We start from the raw sequence: 18,706 nt of genomic DNA on the forward strand, positions 1-18,706 counted from the left end.
GAGTTAAGGGGTAGGCTGTAACTAGCGCAGAGGTATGGAATGAGCGGTAAGCGACTTTTCCAGTCAGTGGCTGAGCAAATTGCTGAGTTGATTGATGAGGGGGCATTCCCTCCGGGCACGCGATTGCCGGGAGAGCGCGAACTTGCTGAAAAGCTTGGGGTTAGCCGCGTAACCATCCGCGAGGCAGAGATCGCTTTGCAGGCCGTTGGCCGGCTCGAGATTAAAACTGGCTCGGGTGTCTACGTCAGTGAAGAGCAGCCTCAGGAAAAAGCTGCGCTGCCATCTGTAAGCGCGTTTGAAGTGACTGAAGCGCGCTTGCTGGTCGAATCCGAGGCTGCTGCTCTTGCTGCACATAATATCAGCGATGCAGGGATTGCCCGGTTGAAGGCGCTGATCGAGCAGATGCGGACTGGTGATGAGGCTGAGGCCGATGCTGCCGATGAGCAGTTCCACCAAGTGATTGCAGAGGCATCCAACAATGCCGCCATGGTTCACACCGTGCAATCATTGTGGCGGATGCGCGAAGAGATTCCGGATGTGAAGGCTACGTATCAAGCTGTTTGTATCCATGACGCAGAATCGCGAACGGCCGAGCATGAGGCCGTGTTTTTCGCATTGCGCGATCGCGATCCAGCCGGAGCGCGAAGTGCGATGCGAGAGCACTTTCATCGGCTGATCGAGGCGATGCTCGATGCAACCGAACGCATGGCGCTCGAGGAAGTGCAAGAGCAGGTTTCAAAGAGCCGCGAGCGCTTCGCTGCAGCCGCAAAAATTGGCTAGGCAAATTGGCTAGGCAATAATTGCCGTTTTGATATGCCACATTGATTGACAATGCGTCTCCCACCCTTATAGTTTCGACTCATAAAAGTACGGATGAGGGGAATAGGGATGTTGGCGAGGCTTGGCCTTGTGCTGCTTGCTGTATGGCTTGGTGCATCACCGGCGATGGCTGAGCGCTACTTTGTCCGCGATCAATCTGAATATGCTGACGCCGCCAAGCAGATCGAGGCTGGAGACGTCATTGTTCTCGCCAACGGCGAATGGCGCGATTTCGACCTTGTTATCACGGGCGAAGGGCGTGCCGACGCGCTTATCACTGTAATATCGGAAGAAGCGGGCAAGGTGCTCCTGACAGGCGAGTCCAGCCTTCGCGTCGGGGGTGAGTATATCCTAGTGCGCGGTTTGGTGTTCAAGGATGGCTACAGCCCGCGCGGCGAAGTTGTCTCCTTCCGCCGGTCCAAGAAAGATATTGCCAGCAATAGCCGAGTGACTGAGATTGTGATCGACAATTTCAGTAAGCCGGATCGCTACGAGAGCGATTATTGGGTCGGAATTTACGGCAAGAACAATCGCTTCGATCACAACCATATGGTCGGAAAAACGAACAAAGGTGTGACGCTTGCTGTAAGGCTCGACAGCGAAGAAAGCCGTGAGAACGGCAATCGCATTGATCACAATTACTTCGGCCCGCGCCCGGTGCTTGGATCGAATGGCGGGGAGACTTTGCGGATCGGGACCAGCCGCTATTCCATGTATCGCTCGGAAACGATTGTTGAAAACAACATCTTTGATCGTACCGATGGTGAGGTTGAGATTATTTCGTCCAAGTCAGGTGGCAATGTCTTCCGTGGCAATGTTTTCCTGAAATCACGCGGCACTCTCACTCTTCGGCACGGCGATGATAATATCGTTGAGCGGAATGTCTTTATGGGCGGTGGTAAGGATTACACGGGCGGTATCCGCGTGATCAATCGCGGTCAGACGATTCGCGATAACTACATTGAGGGGATGCGCGGCACGGCATTTTCCAGCGCGCTCGCGATTATGAACGGTGTGCCGAATTCGCCCGTGAACCGCTATGTCGAGGTTGAGGGTGCGACGATCGAGAATAACACCATTATTGATAGCCGCCGCATCGGGTTTAACGTCGGCGCGGATGAGGAGCGTTCTGCTCCGCCCAGCAACAGCACATTCGCCAACAACCTGCTCGGCGGCATCGAAGGCGAAAGCTTCCTCGAAGTCTATGATGACGTTTCGGGCATCGCATTTTCGGGCAATCGCGTGGTCGCTGGCGGGGTTGCGGGGCAACTGAGCGGTTTTGATCAAGCGCCAGTCGCCATGGAGCGAGCCGAAAACGGCCTGCTCTATCCGATTGATCCGGCCTTGGCGGCGCTCGGCGCACCTCGCGATCTTGCGCCGGTCACACTCGATAAGGTCGGTGCGTCCTGGTATAAAAAGCCTGGTAGCGGCGAGGTATTTGGGTCGTCGGGCAAAGTCGTTAAAGTTCAGCCAGGCGAAGACACCTTGGTCGACGCTGCGATGGCTGCGAATGATGGTGACGTCCTGCTGCTTGGCAGCGGTGAATACATCTCCAATCGCACAATCCCGCTGAGCGCAGCGATCACGATCAAAGGCGCTGTCGAAGAGGGCGGTGAGCCACCTGTTCTTTTCTTCACCCGTCCCACGCTGATTGAACTTCGCGAAGGTGGTAATCTGCAGCTCGCGAACTTGGTTATCGATGGCGCGCTTGCCCCGGACTCGGTTGGCAACTCCGCGATCCGGACGACGACCTATCCTATCAAGTCGAATATGCAGATCGAGATGGACCGTGTGGCTGTGCGCGGACTGGTCGTAAACAAGTCCTTCAACGTTGTGTCGCTGGGCAAAAGCTCGCTCGCAGACCGCGTTTCAATTAAGAACAGCGCGTTTTCCGACATCACCGGCGCCGTTGTTTCGGCGGCTGCCGAGACGGAGGATTACGGCCAGTACAATGTCGAATATCTCGAAATAACGGATAGCAGCTTTGCGAAAATCGGAGGGCCGATTGCGAATGTCTATCGCGGAGGGCGCGATGAAAGCACGTTTGGCCCGCTAGTCACTTTCGCGGGCAATGCGGTCGCAGAAAGCGGCTATGCGGCGACGAACACACTTGGTGCGTCGCTCAATCTGCACGGCGTGCAGACGGCCAATATCGAGCGCAATGTGATCGCGGAATCCGCACCGATCCGTGTCGTCCACACGGTGGGCACGCCAAAGACCACGATTGAGAACAATCAATTCGCCAATACGCCTCCGCTTGTCCTCGAAGAGCTGAACTTCGATGGCGCGCATCGGGCCGTCCTCTCTGACAATGTTTTTGCAAGTGAGGCCGATCAATGAAGCGTTTGGTGCTCCTCGCAGCAGCAGCGGCACTGTGCACCTTCCCGCACAGTGTCGCCGCTGCTGCATCCAATCAGGCTCAAGCAGCACCGACGGAATTGCTGCCGCCGCTATACGCGGCCGAGTTGCTCCGTGCGAAGGCTTTCGTTGATGGGATGATGGAAGAGGGCCTCGTGGTCCCTCAACCCAAAGATCCGGGCGGAGGCTACACTCACGAGCAGCATAAGCGGAACTACAAAGCGATCTATCTGGGCGGTCAGATCTATCGGATTACAGGTGACGAGAAGTATCGCGATTATGTTCGCGATATGCTGCTCGAATATGCCGCAATGTATCCGACCCTTGGCGATCATCCGGCCAAGGCGAACCAGAATGTTGGTCGCCTGTTCTGGCAGGTTTTAAACGATGCCATGTGGCTCGTTCACGCGGTGCAGGGATATGGCGACATCCGCGATGGCCTGTCCCAGGCTGACCGGGATGCGATTGATAATAATGTCTTCCGGCCTGCAGTGAAATTCCTCTCTGTCGATTCCGGGCGGACCTTCAATCGCATACACAACCATGCGACTTGGGCGACAGCCGGCGTGGGCATGACTGGCTATCTGCTCGGCGATCAAGACATGGTCGACATCGCTTTGCTTGGCAGTGACAAGAGCGGCGAAACCGGCTTTCTGCGGCAGACCGAGCTGCTTTTTTCACCCGATGGTTATTATACCGAAGGCCCCTATTATCAACGCTTTGCATTGCTGCCGTTCCTGGTGTTTGCCGATGCTATCGAGCGGAATGAGCCAGAGCGTAAGATATTCGAGCACCGCGACGGTATCCTGCTGAAGGCGCTGCGCACCACTGTGCAGCTAAGCTATCGCGGGTACTTCTTCCCGTTCAATGACGCGATCCGCGACAAGAGCTTGAAAACGGCGGAGCTCTATGATGGCATCGCCATCGCTTATGCGCAGACGGGCGATCCCTCGCTATTGTCAGTAGCTGAATTTCAGGATCGCACTGTTCTGAGCAAGAACGGCATGATGGTTGCCAGCGATCTGGCTGCAGGCAAAGCGAAGCCGTTTCCTTTCAAATCGCTTCTTCTATCTGATGGCCCTGAGGGAATGCAGGGCGCTGTTGCTGTGCTGCGCGATGGTCCTACCAATGACGAAGGAGAGCCTTCGACAGCTTTGATCGCGAAGAACACGTCGCAGGGCATGGGCCATGGCCACTTCGATAAACTTGCCTGGCAGATGTACGATAATGGCAACGAGATCGTGCGCGATTATGGTGCGGCTCGTTTCCTGAACATCGTTGCAAAAGAAGGCGGCCGTTATCTCCCGGAAAACGAGACATGGGCGAAGTCATCCATCGCGCACAATACTCTCGTTGTTGATGAGAAGAGCCACTTTGATGGCGACGTAAAGCTTGCGAGCGCCAAGGCCCCGAGCCAGCTTTACTTCTCTGACGCCGAAGGCCTGCAGGTATCGAGCGGACGGATCACTGAAGCTTATCCCGGCGTCCTGATGCAGCGCACGCTGATCGTACCGGACATCCCCGGGCTCGAAGCACCCGTCGTGCTCGATCTGGTGCGCGGGCGCAGCCGTGATGCGCATCAATACGATTTGCCGCTGCACTATAGCGGGCACATCATGGAGTTCGATTTCCCCGTTGAGAGCAACGTAGCGGAGCGGCCTGTGCTGGGTGAGGCCAATGGCTATCAGCATATCTGGGTCGATGCCGAGGCCGAGCTTGACGATGGCAAAGGCGCGCTCACCTGGATTCTCGACGGCCGTTTCTACACCTATCGCTTCGTAGGAAACGGACCGCTCAATGTGGTGCTTGGCGAAACCGGCGCGAACGATCCGAGCTTTAACTTGCGGCGTGAGCCGCTGATCATGCTTCGCGCAGAGCGTGAGAACGGTCAGGCAAGCTTTGCCAGCCTTCTTGAAGCACACGGCAAATATGATGGCGCGGCAGAGCAAACCGTTGCGAGCCGCAGCCGTATTGCAGACCTCGACCATGCTTGGGTCGAAGGTTTTGATATTGTGCGTCTGACCCTGAAATCAGGGCAGCGCTTTGCGATTGCAGTGTCGCACCAATCCGATCCTGAGATGGCGCACAGCGTCACGCTCGATGGCGAGACAATCGCCTGGGCCGGATTTGCCGCTGTGGTTGCTCTCACCGGAGAGGGGAATTAAATCATGGCAACACTGATAAGTGCTTCCAGTCCGGCCTTTGTGGTCGCGGGCGAGACGCCCAGGGAAGATCTCGGGGGCGGCATCACCCGCCAAATCCTCGGCTACGGCCCAGAGATCATGATCGTGCGGGTGTGGTTTGATAAAGGCGCAGTCGGCGACGTGCATTCGCACCGCCATAGCCAATCGACCTATGTCGAAAGCGGCGAGTTTGAAGTCTTCATCGACGGTGAAAAGCGTGTGCTTGGCGCTGGTGACAGCTTCTACATCGCCCCGCATCTGGACCACGGCGCAGTGTGCCTCAAGGACGGGGTGCTGATCGATACATTCAGCCCGGCACGCGAAGACTTTTTGGGCGAGGGGAACTAATTATGCTGCGTTATGGGATCGTCATCCTCGTCGCTATTGCCACGGTCATCAACTACATTGACCGCGGTGCCTTGGGCTTTTTGTGGCCAGAGATTTCAAAAGATCTTGAGCTGACCGAGCTCGATTATGCGATCATTCTGAACGTCTTCACCTTCGCTTATGCGTTTGGTCAATCGCTGTTCGGCAAGATCTTCGACTGGATCGGAACGCGGCTTGGCTTTGTCCTGTCGATCGTCGTTTGGTCCGCAGCGACCATGCTGCACGCGGTCGCAACTGGCTTGACCAGTTTTGCAGTGTTCCGCGCGCTTTTGGGCGTGTCGGAGGCGGGCAACTGGCCCGGCGCGACAAAGGCGAATGCTGAATGGTTCCCGATCAATGAACGCGCGCTTGCGCAGGGTATCTTTAACTCGGGCGCCGCCATTGGCGGCATTGTTTCTGCGCCGATTATCGGATTGTTATTTGTATGGCTTGGCAGCTGGCAGGCGACCTTCATCGCGATCGGTGCGCTTGGCTTCTTGTGGCTTGTCCCATGGCTGATCGTCTACAAAAGCGGCCCCGATGCGCACCCTTGGATCAGCGAGAAAGAACGCGAGTACATCCTTACCGGTCAGCGTAACGTCGAGACGAATGAAGTTGCAGATTACGCGCCTTCGACCGGCGAGATCCTTAGCCGTAAGGAAAGCTGGGGCGTTATCATGGCCAGCTTCTTCCTTGATCCGATCTGGTGGCTCTTCGTGGGCTGGCTTCCGATCTATCTCTTTAAAACCTACGGCTTCGGCGTGGAAGAAATCGCAGTCTATGCGTGGATTCCATATGTCGGCGCGATGTTCGGTGCATGGTTCGGCGGCTTGCTCGCTGGCAACCGTATCAAGTCGGGCTGGACAGTGAACCGGACGCGAAAGACTGTGATCGGTCTTGGCGGTGTGATCATGCTCGGCTCGCTGCTCGCGACCACACAGGCAAGCACACCGCTGGTGGCGGTGCTTATGATGGCGGTGATCTTGTTTGGTTTCCAAACGGCTGTTGGCAACATCCAGACACTGCCCAGTGACTTCTACAGCGGTAAGTCTGTAGGCACTCTCGCTGGTTTTGCTGGCACGGCTGCGAAGCTCGCTGTGGTCATGCTGAACTTCCTGATCCCGGTCATCACCGTGAATAGCTATGCGCCTGCCTTTATTGTTGGCGCCGGCCTTGCGATCATGACCGTGCTTTCGGTGTTGATCCTGTGTCCAGAAATCAAACCGCTCAAACCAACTCAACCCAAAACGGCTTAAGGCCACGCATATTCCTAAAAGGGGAAACTAGATGAAATTTGCAGGCAAAGTGGCAGTGGTAACCGGCGGTAGCCGTGACATCGGCCGCGCTATCTGTGTGAAACTGGCCAGCGAAGGTGCCAATGTTGTTGTGAACTACAACAGCAACGAAGCGGATGCCGACGCAACGCTCGCAGCGATCGAAGCTGCGGGCGGAGGCAAGGGTATCAAGGTGAAAGCAGACGTTACCAAATCTGCTGACGTTGCAGCTCTTGTCGCGGCGACCCGCGAAGCATTCGGCGACAGCATCGACATCCTGGTCAACAATGCTGGCGGTCTCGTGGCTCGCAAGACGCTTTCCGAAATGGATGAAGAGTTCTTCAATTTCGTCATGCAGCTCAACGTCACGTCAACTTTCATGGCCACACAGGCTGTCGCTCCGCATATGGGCGAAGGCAGCGCAATCGTGAACCTCGCTTCGCTTGCTGGCCGTGATGGCGGCGGTGGCGGTGCATCTGCTTATGCCACATCGAAAGGCGCCGTGATGACCTTTACCCGCGCAATGGCGAAAGAGCTGGGGCCTAAGGGCATCCGCGTGAACGCGCTTTGCCCGGGCATGATTGCGACCGCTTTCCATGACAAGTTTACGCCAGACGCTGCGCGCGAAAATGTCGCCAACAGCACTCCGTTGAAGCGTCAGGGTCGCGCCGAAGAGACAGCCGATGCTGTCGCGTATCTGGCGTCTGACGAAGCATCGTTCATCAACGGTGCGAATGTCGATATCAATGGCGGCCTTGCTTACTCGTAAGACCACCAAACGATCCGCGCTGTTCACGCAGCGCCATAATCAATGCACTCATATTGGCGCGCGGGGCGGGCAATAGCCTCTCTGCGCGCTCTAAAAGGAGCACCTCCCCATGACCGATTTTCTTTCCTTTGGTGAAATCATGCTGCGGCTGAAAACGCCGGGGCATCAGCGTTTCTTCCAGTCTCACGAGTTCGAAGCGACCTTTGGCGGCGGCGAGGCAAATGTCGCTGTGGCGCTTTCAAACTATGGTCTGGATGCAGGCTTTGTCAGCGCGCTGCCCGATAACGACATCGGCGAGAACGCGATCATGGAGCTGCGCAAATTCGGCGTGGACACAGCCCATGTCAGCCGTTCTGGTGACCGTGTCGGGATTTACTTCCTTGAGACCGGATCAAACCAGCGTCCATCCAAAGTGGTCTATGACCGTGCAAACTCTTCGATCTGCAATGCCGCGATGGACGAGTTCGATTGGCCGACCATTTTCAAAGGCGCAAAATGGCTTCACATCACCGGTATCACGCCGGCGCTAAGCCAGTCGGCTGCTGACCTGTCGATGGCCTGTGTGAAGGCGGCGAAGGAGGCAGGCGTGACCGTTTCATGCGACTTCAACTTCCGCGGCAAGCTCTGGAAATACGGCAAGACCGCGCCCGAGGTGATGCGTGAGCTGGTGAAGTATGTCGATGTTGGCATCGCGAACGAGGAAGACTGCCAGAAGTCGCTCGATATCAGCGTCGATGTGGACGTCGAAAGCGGCGAACTCGACACAGCCAAATACGAAGCGCTGGGCCAGAAGGTCCTGGATATCTATCCAAACATGCACACGATCGCGATTACGCTGCGTGAGAGCCTGAGCGCGGACCGCAACAATTGGTCGGCCTGTCTGCGCACCCGCGATGATGGGTTCAAACTCTCCAAGAAGTACGAGCTGACCGATATCGTCGACCGTGTTGGTGGCGGTGACAGCTTTGCCTCTGCGTTGATCTACGGGCTCAACGCCTACGAAGACCGTCAGCAGAGCCTTGAATTTGCGGTGGCAGCCAGCGCGCTCAAGCACACTATCATGGGCGATTTTAACCGGGTCACCGTGCCAGAGGTCGAAAAGCTTATGTCAGGTGATGGCTCAGGACGCGTCCAGCGGTGATACGCCGTTATCCCAAGACGGAATTTAGGCGCTGTTAACCATCAAGTTTAGCCAATATTTACAAGGACCCACGTAGTTCTCCTGGTGATCGGGATCATAACACCCCCGTTTGAACCAGGAGAATTAGGGTGAAATTGCATAAAGTTGCCGCAGCTGCGGTTTTGGTATCAGGGATGACATCAACCGCTTACGCGCAAGACGCGAATGCTGGTGCTACTGCCGAAGGTCCTGTTATTCAGGATAGCTTCGATGATAACTCTGACCGCGTTTTCAACGACAGCTTCGACGACAATTCGGAAGTCTACAACGATAGCTTTGACGACAATTCAGAGCGCGTTTTCAATGACAGCTTCGATGATCTGTCTGATCACTATAATGGCACCGTTCAAACGCGCAAAAACAGCACGTTTGATGACAACGCGGTAGTCGCCGAAGCCACTCTTTCCAACGTCGTAACCGGCGTGGATGTCAGCTATGGCGACATTGAAGATTCGGCGAAGTACGAAAACCGCCTCGTCAATTCGGGCAACGCGTTCCAGAACTATTCGGGCATCAACGCGCTGAACCAGAACACTGGTGTTGCCGCGTCGCAAAACGCCAACATCTCGATCGCCGTTTCCGGCGACGGCTTCAATCCAGAGTGAGCCTTGTGACACTTCGCGCCGGAACGGTTCCGGTGCGAAGGTCTCTCTTTATTGGAGCGAACATATGAACAAGGTAAGCACCACTGCTGCTTTCGCCATTGCTGCTTTGCTTGCATCGCCAGCAGTCGCGAAAGAAAAGGCACCGGCTGAAAAGCCTGCTTTCGCTGCGGAGAAAGTGGTTGATGACAAAGCGCTGGCGAAAATTGCTGGCCGTGAAGACATTAACCAGCTGACACAGTCGGATTCGAACAATTCGGTGACCGGCAACAGTGTTGGCGACAACAGCCGCACCGGCACTGTTTCGATCAAGGATCAGGCCTTTCAAAACATGAATGGTCTGTCGATCCTGAACGCAAACACCGGCAACAACGTCGCCATCAACGCGACAATTCAGGTGAACGTGGCGATGCCCCAGGTTGCGGCAGGAAACTGATCAAGTGAACCGGGGCGTTCTCAAAGCGCTCGGGGCCATTTGCGCCGCGAGTTTGCTGCCAGCTTGTACGGCTTTGCCGGAAGAGCGGGGACGGCTTGTCATGCAGTCGCATGCAGGCAGCCTGGTATTACAGAATGCCCCTGTCAGCTTTGCTGAAAAGCGTTACGAAACAGTCGTCCGCCAACAGTTCGATTTCAGCTGTGGTTCCGCGGCGCTCGCAACGCTTCTGACGTACCATTACGACCAACCGCAGACTGAAAATGATGTGTTTGGCGGTATGTGGCGTGACGGTGATCAAGAGGCGATCCAACGCCTTGGCTTCTCGTTGCTCGACATGAAACGGTTTCTGGCTGCCCAAGGCGTCACGGCCAACGGCTACCGCGTTTCGCTCGATCAGGTTCGCGATTCTGGCACGCCAGGCATCGCTCTGATCGCGCCGAACGGATACCGTCATTTCGTGGTCGTGAAGGGCGTCGAAGACGGGTTTGTTCTGGTCGGAGACCCATCCTTGGGTCTTCGCCGAATGGACCGCGAAGAATTCGAGGAAACGTGGAACGGAGTATACTTCGTTCTTACCGAAGGCGCTGACATCACAGGTCATGCGCTGAACGACGATGCACAGTGGGCGAAGGTCAACGCTTTCGGACCTGCACACCGGGCGTTTGAACCACTTAGTCGTCAGGCTCTGTCGCTCACCGCGCCGGGCTTCGGGGAATTCTAGATTATGCTTTTGAAAAACATCTTTCCGATGGCACTCGCGATGCTGGCGTTCCCATCACTGGCCGCAGCCCAATCGCCATTTGGTGATGCTGCGCCTGTGCAGGATGCCGAACTGGCCGAGCAACGCGGCGGCTTTGTGCTGCCCGGCGGTATCGATATCGGCATTGCGATCACGCAAGAAACCAGCATCAATGGTCAATTGCTGTTTCGCACATCCTACCGGATTGATGATACCGGCCCCGTGATCAGCGTTGACCGCGTTGGTGACGGAATTTCGGTCACAACCACCGGCGATCCGACGCGGACGCAGCTCAGCGTTGAAGTTCCCGGAACAGCCGTTTCTCACCTGATCGGGCGGACCACGGGCAGCGTTATTGCAAACACGGCAAATGATCGCACCATCGATACGATCACCACGATTGATCTCGATCTGTCGAACATGACTGTGGGTTCCGTCGGCTCGCTGTTCCCAAGGCTTGGATCGATTGCTAGGCAAACGGCTGATTTCTCGTTCGATTGACGAACGTTTAAGCGGTCTGAAGGATTTGCCAAATGCGGTTGGGTTTTGTCGGCATAGCTTTGCTATGCGGAGTGGCGAATAGCGCTATTGCCAGCGCGCAAGAAGCGACAACACGCTCAGAAGCCACCAGCGATGCCGAAGACCTCGGGCAATTGCGCGCCGAAGTCGCCGACCAACGCCGCGCAATCGAGGCGCAAATCGCCTCGCTGCGGGAGCAGCAAGCACGGCTTGAAAAACTTGAGTCGCGTTTGGATGCGGCGCTGACCGGTGATCAACCTACTCAGAATGAACAGCCCGGTCCGGCAGCGGCCCCAGCTGCCACTCCAAACCCGGCAAGCCAGCGCGTTGCCGCGAACACGACGCAGGCGGCTCCCGATGAAGCGGTGGGAGTGGCACCCGAAGATGCCGAACGCCAGCCTGAAGTGACCGCTCTTGGTCGCCGTGGCAGCGCGATCACCAAGAAAGGCCAGCTGAGCGGTGAGATCGAGTGGAGTTATGCGCGAGCAGAACGCAACCGCGCATTATTCCGCGGTGTTGAGGTGGTTGAATCGGTCTTGATCGGTGTGTTCGACATCAATGAAAGCCGGCAGGACGTATTCACTCAGACGCTTGGGCTGCAATATGGTCTGACCGATGATTTCGAGGTTGGCATCGACGTGCCATTGATCGCGCGGTGGGATACTTCATTGCTGGCGCCAGTCGCCGGGTCGACCAATGATGATGAAGCTCGCACTATCGATAACAGCGCGAATGGTTTCGGGATCGGTGATGTTGAAATCCTCATGCGCAAGCAATTGCTCGCGCCGCGCGGCTTCGGACCGTATCTGATCGGTAACCTGCAGGTGAATATTCCCACCGGGCAGGGGCCGTTCTCGGTCGACAGAAACGAATTCGGTGAGGCGTTTGACGCGGCGACAGGCTCTGGATTTTGGGGCGTGACACCCGGCATTACGGCCATCCTCCCAAGCGACCCCGGCGTGCTTTTTGGCAGCCTCAGCTACACGAAGAATTTCGGACGTTCGGTGGACACGACCATCCCGCCTGTTCAGATCCTGAACGTCAATCCGGGCGATGCGATTTCATTCAGCGGCGGACTTGGCGTATCGCTTAACCCGCGCCTGTCGTTCAATTTTGGCTATGCGCACAGTTGGGGTTTCGGAACCGAAACAATAACGCGCGCTCTTGCCGAGGGCGCAGAGCCGGTGTCGCAAAAATCGCGGGATTTGCAGATCGGTCGCTTGTTGTTCGGCACAACTTACAAGATCAACAACACGACGAGCTTCAATTTCAATGTCGAATCCGGCGTGACCGATGACGCAACCGATCTGAGGATCCTGTTGCGCTTCCCATTCGTATTCTGAAACAGCACCGTTTGAACACGGCGGCGTTTCGTTAGGTCAGCACCAAAAGAAAAGGCGGAGCGACTTTGTGTCGCCCCGCCTCTTTTAATTGCTGCCTAAAGGATCGCTTACATGGTTGCGCGAAGCCCAAGGAAGAACAGCGTGCCGACCGGGCTAACCGGATAGGCCTGCTCGGTAACGAACGGGCTGTCGTTGAACACATTGTTCACGCCGCCATAGATATCGAACATCTCGTTCACATCGAAGTTGAAGCTGATGTCGTGGATGAACGTGTCATCGGTCAACGCATTGGTTGGTGAGTAGAGATCGTTGGCGGTGGTGCCCACATCTTCGATCTCAACCGCGCGCAGCGCCATGCTGTCGAGGTACGTCGTGCCCCAAGTTACGCTGAAGCCTTCCCAATCCCATGTGAACGAGGCGCGGCCAGCCCATTCTGGACGCTGAATTTCGCCCAATTCCGGATCGATCAGGGTCAGGTCGCTCGGGTCGAAGAAGCGGTTCAGCTTTTCAACATATGTGCCGCTACCAGCCAGAGTGAAACCGTGATCGCCGAGATCGAAAGCGTATTGGGCGCTGAATTCAACTCCCGATGTTTCGAGACGGGCAAAGTTCAAAGATGTCTGACGCAGGAACGTGAATCCGCCATTGGCCGGATTGCGATCGACCAAACCGCAGAAGCTGTTGTTGATGTCGGAGCTATCTACGCAGTTGTCTACGATATCCTGAGCCGAAACCGTGCTGATCGCGTCTTCGATTTCGATATTGTAGTAGTCGACGCTTGCGATGAAGCCGGGCAGGAAGCTCGGCGTGATCTGGGCGCCAACGGTCCAGGTTGTGGCCGTTTCAACATTCAGATCCTGGTTGCCGCTGATCGAGCCGGAGAAACGGGCTGTAAGCGGATCGACATAGGAATATGTGCCCGTGCCCAAAGTCGGATCAAAACTTGGGCTCAACGCTGCAAAAAGAGCGGTGCAGTTTGCTGTACGCAATGCCTCGTCAGGGGCAGCTTGCAGGTTGCCTACATCGCATGGATCAACCGGGCGGAAAAACGCGCCCTGTGCTGGGTTGAAGAGCTCGTTGATATTCGGTGCACGAACGGCGCGTGAATACGTACCGCGGAACAGGATATCCTCGGTCGGCGCATACAGGCCGCTGACATTCCAAGTGAAGTTGCCGCCCGCAGTGGAGTAATCGGCGTAACGCGCCGCTGCACTCACTTCGAGGGTTTCTGCAAATGGTACGTCCTGCAGGAATGGCAGGCGAACCTCACCGAACAATTCCACGACGGTAAATTCACCGCCAGCATTGTTGATCGTGCTGGCTGGATCGAACACCAGCGAGTTTTGAGCGTTCGGAAGATCGCGGATCAGATCGCCCGCATTACCATCAGGAGTAGTTACTGGAAGGACGCCGATTACGAGCGGATCAAAGGTCGACGTGCTCTGCTCTTCGCGGAATTCGAAACCTGCAGCGAAGCCGACAGGACCGCCGGGCAATTCAAAGAACGCGCCCGTATCACCAGAGAAGATCGCGCTGAACACCAGCTGTTCAAGCTGGAATTCATTGACCGTCGTCGTGGTGATGAAGTCGATCGCATCCTGGCTGATCGCACCGACGCCGCCAAGTACGTTGGCCGGACGGCAAGAGCCATCACCCGGATTAAAGGTGAAGAAGCCCGGATCGCCTGCCGGAATACCAAAAGGCGTTGTCGCAGGTGCGGTAGGATCGATATCAGACCGGCAAATCGGGTTGCCAGTTGTCGGGTCGCTGATCACGTCAATCGCAGCATAGAACCGGTCCATGATAACACGGTTGGCGTTTAGCGAAGTCTGGTTGAACTTGCCGTAATTGCCGCTGATCTCGTAGCTGAGATGATCTGTGATATCGCCTTTAAGTCCGGCGACAAAGCGCAGCGTCTCAAACTCGTTGCGGTCACGGTTCGGGCCAAGATCAGCAGGGTCACGCGTTAGATAGAGACCTTCATCGGTGCCGTTGCCAAAGAACAGCGGTGCAACGAAGTCTTGCAGATCGCCCGTGATAAACGGGTTTTCCGCACGGATCGTCAGCAAGTCATAGAAAGTGTTCGGCTGAGCCTGGAATTCCGCCGAACTGGAAACGTATTTACCTTCAAAGAAGAAGGTCGCTTCGGACGAAATTTCGTATGAAAGGTTGGCATTGACCGACCAGCGCTCAGTTTCTGGAATGAGCGAGTTCACGTCGAAGTTGTTCGGAATGCCGTCGCCGCCAAACTGGTTGAAGAGGCCAGTGATCTGGCCATCCTCATAAACGGAAAGGCTACCGTCAGCGTTGATTACAGCACAGCCGCCCGCGAGGCCAAATGCACCTGCGTTGAATGTGCTGTTAAAGCCAACCGAGGATTCAAGACAGTCAGGCGTACCGTTGCCGTTGATGTCTGGACCGTCGCTGGGGCCAATATCGCCCGGAGCGACAATACCGCCAGCCGCAGACAGCGAGAAGCGCGGATCGCCAGCGATGAAGCGGCGCGGCGCATTCAGCGAGCGGTCGACCAGAGCCTGTTCTGCCGCAGTCAGAGTAACTCCTGTTAGGTCAGTCGGGATCAAGCCCCCTAGCACCGCCCCGTTTGCGATGAAGTTCGGAGTATCAGTCGCGTTGAGTTCGCCAGTTTGAAGACGAAGAGCGGGGTTGGCCGCATCATCGAAAAGGCCATTATTAGCGGAGAAGCCGCGGTCGCCGAACTGCAGTTCTTCGCCGTAAGCATATTCGCCTGAAATGGTGATGTTGCCGCGACCATCGGCAAAGTTGGTGCCCCATGTAAGGTCACCATTGATGCGCCACGCGTCACCTTCGGACGAAATGCCCGATTGGACATTGGCTTGAATGCCTTCGAAATCGTCTTTGAGAACAAAGTTCACAACGCCGGTAACGGCGTCGGCACCGTAGATCGAAGATGCACCACCGGTCAGCGTTTCGACCCGCTCGATCAAAGCGGTTGGGATCGAGTTGATGTCAACAATCTGTGCACCAGCAACACCGGAGACGTGGCGGCGACCATTGACGAGGACGAGAGTTCGGCCCGCACCGAGACCGCGAAGGTTCAGGGTCGCTTGACCAACTGCCTGCGCGAACACGCCATCAATCGAACCTTCTGCTGAGGTTGATGTTGAAAGAGCGGGAATGTCACGAAGAACATCGACAACATCAGCCGTACCTGACTGCGCCAGTTGCTCGGAATCGAGAGAGAGAATGGGCGCCGGCGAACCGATATTGGGATCGCGCGCGATGCGTGAGCCGACAACAACGATCTGTTGTTCTTCGGCTTCGGGTTGTTCGTCTTGATCTGCGACCTCTTGAGCATGCGCTGCGAATGGCATCGCGCTTGCTGCTGCGAGAAGGAGAGCGTTGCGGGAGAGCCGGAGGCGGCTCTTGGTTTGAACAGTTTGCTTTGTCATAGGGTACATGCGCCTTTTTGTTGCGACGCAGCATAATCGCTCTGAGGCAAAGCCTAAGTCAAGGATGTTGGCTTAGAACATTGCTGTTCTGTGACGCTCCCCATCATATTGTTGCAAATTTGCACCCATTCGCGCTTGTTCTGGTGCGAGCGCAGGGCGCTGAGCAATCTGCGAAGATCACTCGCTCTTGTATATCTCGCCCGATCTCATCACGAATTTGACGTCTTCCAAAAGCGATATGTCGGCCAGCGGGTTGCCACTAACGGCAATGATATCTGCCGATGCTTTCGGCGCAATAGTGCCGACATTGCCGGTCTGACCAAGCGCATCTGCCGCGTTGGACGTGGCTGCGCGCAATGCCTCAGCGGATGTCATGCCGAACCGAACCATGCGCGACAATTGCCGCGCATTGTCGCCGTGTGGGTAGACACCCGCGTCGGTACCAAACACCATTTTTACGCCCGCTTCGTGCGCTTTGCGGAAAGTATCACGCTGGGTTTTGCCGACCATGCGCTCTTTTTCGAGGCTCTCTGGCAAGATGCCCGCCTTTTCACCTTCGCCAAGGATGAATTCGGTGACGTAGATATCCATGGACAGATATGCACCGTTTGCCTTCGCAAGCCGGATGCCTTCGTCGTCGATAAAGCTCGCGTGCTCGATAGTGTCCACGCCTGCTTTAAGCGCGTTGACGATCCCTTCTGATCCGTGCGCATGGCTTGCGACTTTTAGGCCGTGACTATGGGCCTCTTCGGTCAGAGCGGTCAGTTCCTCTACCGTGTATTGCGGCGCGCCAACCTTGGTGCCTTTCGATAGCACGCCGCCAGTTGAGCAGGTTTTGATCACATCGACACCGAATTTGCGGTTCTTGCGCACCGCCGCGCGCGCAGCCCAAGGGCCATCGGCGACATTCTCGCCAACCGCCTCATATTCAGGTGGCAACAGGTTATTGTCAGAGCAGTGCCCGCCGGTGATGCCGATGGGCGGGCCGGAAACAAACATGCGCGGGCCGGGAATATCACCCTCGTTGATGGCATCGCGCAAAGCGACATCGCCAAAACTGCCCGCGCCAACATTCCGTACGGTTGTAAAGCCAGCCATCAATGTGGTTTTGGCATTGACGACACCGGTAATGGTCGCGCGTTCGTCCGAAATGGCGAGGCGGCGATAGCCGTGCATGTCACTTTCACTGGTTAAGTGGACATGCATATCGATCAGGCCCGGCAGAATTGTTTTACCGGACAGGTCGACATATTCGGCGCCCTCGATTTGCGGAGCTTCGCCAGTTGCCACGCCCTCAATCACGCCGTCCACGATGGTGATGACCGGATCATCGACCAATGTGCCGCGTTTCACATCCACCATCGCGTCTGCAGTCAGGACAATGGTATCAGCCAGCGCGGCCGAGCTGCATGTGGCTAGCGCGGTCGCGGCGAGGACTAGATGTGCAAATTTCAATGGTGATCTCCGAGAGAGCTGTTGAGCCAGTGCGTTTCCGCAAGGCGTAACAGCTTTCCCGAAAACGGCAAAACGTCAATGAGCCGCGCTGCTACTCTTCGGTTTTGAAGATGTAGACCGGGCCCAGATCTACCTGTTGCTCGGTGCCGCCGAAATAGACCTGAAGCTCCGAACCACCCGGCGTGTAGTCGCGCGGCGCCTTCGTCTGGATCTTGATCATTTGCCACTTATCGCCGACTTTGAAACGGTTGGAAGCAAAACTTTCAAACGGCGGGGCAGTGCCTTGAATCCGTGACGCGGCAACGGCTTTGCCATCTTCTGCGCTGCTCACGACTGTCTTGGCCGCGATGGCAATTGTCAGATTGTCGCCAGCTTTGATCGCCTGCTCAATCGGAATGGTCGCGTAGAGATCGGTCAGATTGGTGCCGGGCTCTGCCACTTCGAAACGGGTGGCTTTCATCATCCAAATTTGCGGCTCGTCGCGATTGGAATAGCTCCCGGCCGATCCGCCGAATTTCCAGCGAGCCTGCCCGGGATTGTTGATCAAGGTGCCCGTCGCAGCGAGGCCATCGGGCATTTCAATCTCGGGCACGTTGGAACGGGCCGCCGCGACAGTAACTGGGCCCTTGGATGCGATTGTATCGGAACCGGAAACGATGATCGCTTGGCCGATTTCGAGGATTTGCCGCGTGCGACCGAACTGGATGGCGACGATGCCGTCTTTCTTGCGCAGCTTCTGTTCAGCCTCGGCCGAGACTTCATACCATTCCCAATCATTGCCGATGGTCACGGTTTCTTCGCCAAAGCCGGGATACGGTTCGGCGTTTTGTTGAAACCGGACGCGGGCGATGCCGCGGCCATCATCGGTATCGGCGCTGACCGTACGAGCGTAAAAACCGATCGTTACAGTCTCACCGCGATTGACGGGTTTGGTCAGCGGTATGTTGGTGCCAGCTGTGTAGATAAACTCGGCAGCGCGCTTGATCTCAAATCGGCGTGCTGCGCCCCCGCCGGGAATGCTCTCATCAACGACAGCACTGGCTTCCAAATCAGCGCCATAACTTTGCCAATCGATGCGCGAAGGGTTGTTGACGAGGTCGCCGGGCAGCTGAGCGTCCAGTTGTTTCAACTCGTCACTATCCTGAGCGGCAAGCGGCGCGCTCATCAGACTGGCTGTGCCAAGCAAAAGGGCCGCGCCCATAGCTTTCAATTGAAAAGTCATTGCGTTTTCC

General features: G+C 56.3%; 15 protein-coding genes. 12 read left to right on the forward strand and 3 right to left on the reverse strand.

What is annotated here, in order from left to right:
• Positions 1–39 precede the first annotated feature (39 nt).
• The 12 genes from MWU39_RS01660 to MWU39_RS01715 all read left to right on the forward strand — a co-directional run bounded on the left by MWU39_RS01660 (position 40) and on the right by MWU39_RS01715 (position 12,588).
• Entirely contained in the window at positions 40–780 is a 741-nt protein-coding gene (locus MWU39_RS01660; RefSeq protein ID WP_247158237.1) for a FadR/GntR family transcriptional regulator, read from the forward strand.
• Between the two features lie 108 nt (positions 781–888).
• Positions 889–3,159 carry a polysaccharide lyase 6 family protein gene (locus MWU39_RS01665; RefSeq protein WP_247158238.1) on the forward strand — a complete coding sequence of 757 codons (2,271 nt, stop codon included), beginning with the start codon at positions 889–891 and terminating at the stop codon, positions 3,157–3,159.
• Entirely contained in the window at positions 3,156–5,342 is a 2,187-nt protein-coding gene (locus MWU39_RS01670; RefSeq protein WP_247158239.1) for an alginate lyase family protein, read from the forward strand. Before MWU39_RS01665 ends, MWU39_RS01670 begins: the two co-directional genes overlap by 4 nt.
• Before the next feature lie 3 nt (positions 5,343–5,345).
• Positions 5,346–5,708, forward strand: coding sequence for a cupin domain-containing protein (locus MWU39_RS01675; protein ID WP_247158240.1), 363 nt, complete (start codon positions 5,346–5,348; stop codon positions 5,706–5,708).
• A 2-nt stretch (positions 5,709–5,710) separates the two neighbouring features.
• Complete coding sequence (locus tag MWU39_RS01680; RefSeq protein WP_247158241.1) at positions 5,711–6,982, forward strand: MFS transporter; 1,272 nt, start codon at positions 5,711–5,713, stop codon at positions 6,980–6,982.
• Positions 6,983–7,013: 31 nt separating this feature from the next.
• Positions 7,014–7,769 carry a glucose 1-dehydrogenase gene (locus MWU39_RS01685; RefSeq protein ID WP_247158242.1) on the forward strand — a complete coding sequence of 252 codons (756 nt, stop codon included), beginning with the start codon at positions 7,014–7,016 and terminating at the stop codon, positions 7,767–7,769.
• Positions 7,770–7,878: 109 nt separating this feature from the next.
• Positions 7,879–8,910, forward strand: a complete 1,032-nt coding sequence (locus MWU39_RS01690) for a sugar kinase (RefSeq protein WP_247158243.1) — start codon at positions 7,879–7,881, stop codon at positions 8,908–8,910.
• 128 nt (positions 8,911–9,038) lie between these two features.
• Entirely contained in the window at positions 9,039–9,554 is a 516-nt protein-coding gene (locus MWU39_RS01695) for a hypothetical protein (protein ID WP_247158244.1), read from the forward strand.
• Between the two features lie 64 nt (positions 9,555–9,618).
• Positions 9,619–9,987, forward strand: coding sequence for a hypothetical protein (locus MWU39_RS01700; RefSeq protein WP_247158245.1), 369 nt, complete (start codon positions 9,619–9,621; stop codon positions 9,985–9,987).
• Positions 9,988–9,991: 4 nt separating this feature from the next.
• Positions 9,992–10,708: a C39 family peptidase gene (locus MWU39_RS01705; RefSeq protein WP_247158246.1), complete on the forward strand. Its 717-nt coding sequence runs from the start codon at positions 9,992–9,994 to the stop codon at positions 10,706–10,708.
• 3 nt (positions 10,709–10,711) lie between these two features.
• Complete coding sequence (locus tag MWU39_RS01710) at positions 10,712–11,227, forward strand: hypothetical protein (protein WP_247158247.1); 516 nt, start codon at positions 10,712–10,714, stop codon at positions 11,225–11,227.
• Between the two features lie 32 nt (positions 11,228–11,259).
• Complete coding sequence (locus MWU39_RS01715; RefSeq protein WP_247158248.1) at positions 11,260–12,588, forward strand: transporter; 1,329 nt, start codon at positions 11,260–11,262, stop codon at positions 12,586–12,588.
• A gap of 107 nt (positions 12,589–12,695) precedes the next feature.
• Here the strand turns inward: MWU39_RS01715 and MWU39_RS01720 are convergent, their stop codons facing one another.
• The 3 genes from MWU39_RS01720 to MWU39_RS01730 form a co-directional block, all read right to left on the reverse strand.
• Positions 12,696–16,019 carry a TonB-dependent receptor gene (locus MWU39_RS01720; RefSeq protein ID WP_247158249.1) on the reverse strand — a complete coding sequence of 1,108 codons (3,324 nt, stop codon included), beginning with the start codon at positions 16,017–16,019 and terminating at the stop codon, positions 12,696–12,698.
• A 177-nt stretch (positions 16,020–16,196) separates the two neighbouring features.
• Entirely contained in the window at positions 16,197–17,474 is a 1,278-nt protein-coding gene (locus MWU39_RS01725) for an amidohydrolase family protein (protein WP_247158250.1), read from the reverse strand.
• A 91-nt stretch (positions 17,475–17,565) separates the two neighbouring features.
• Positions 17,566–18,696 carry a hypothetical protein gene (locus tag MWU39_RS01730; RefSeq protein ID WP_247158251.1) on the reverse strand — a complete coding sequence of 377 codons (1,131 nt, stop codon included), beginning with the start codon at positions 18,694–18,696 and terminating at the stop codon, positions 17,566–17,568.
• Between the last annotated feature and the right edge of the window lie 10 nt (positions 18,697–18,706).

The sequence above is a fragment of the Erythrobacter sp. F6033 genome (genome assembly GCF_023016005.1).
Taxonomy (GTDB): Bacteria; Pseudomonadota; Alphaproteobacteria; order Sphingomonadales; family Sphingomonadaceae; genus Erythrobacter.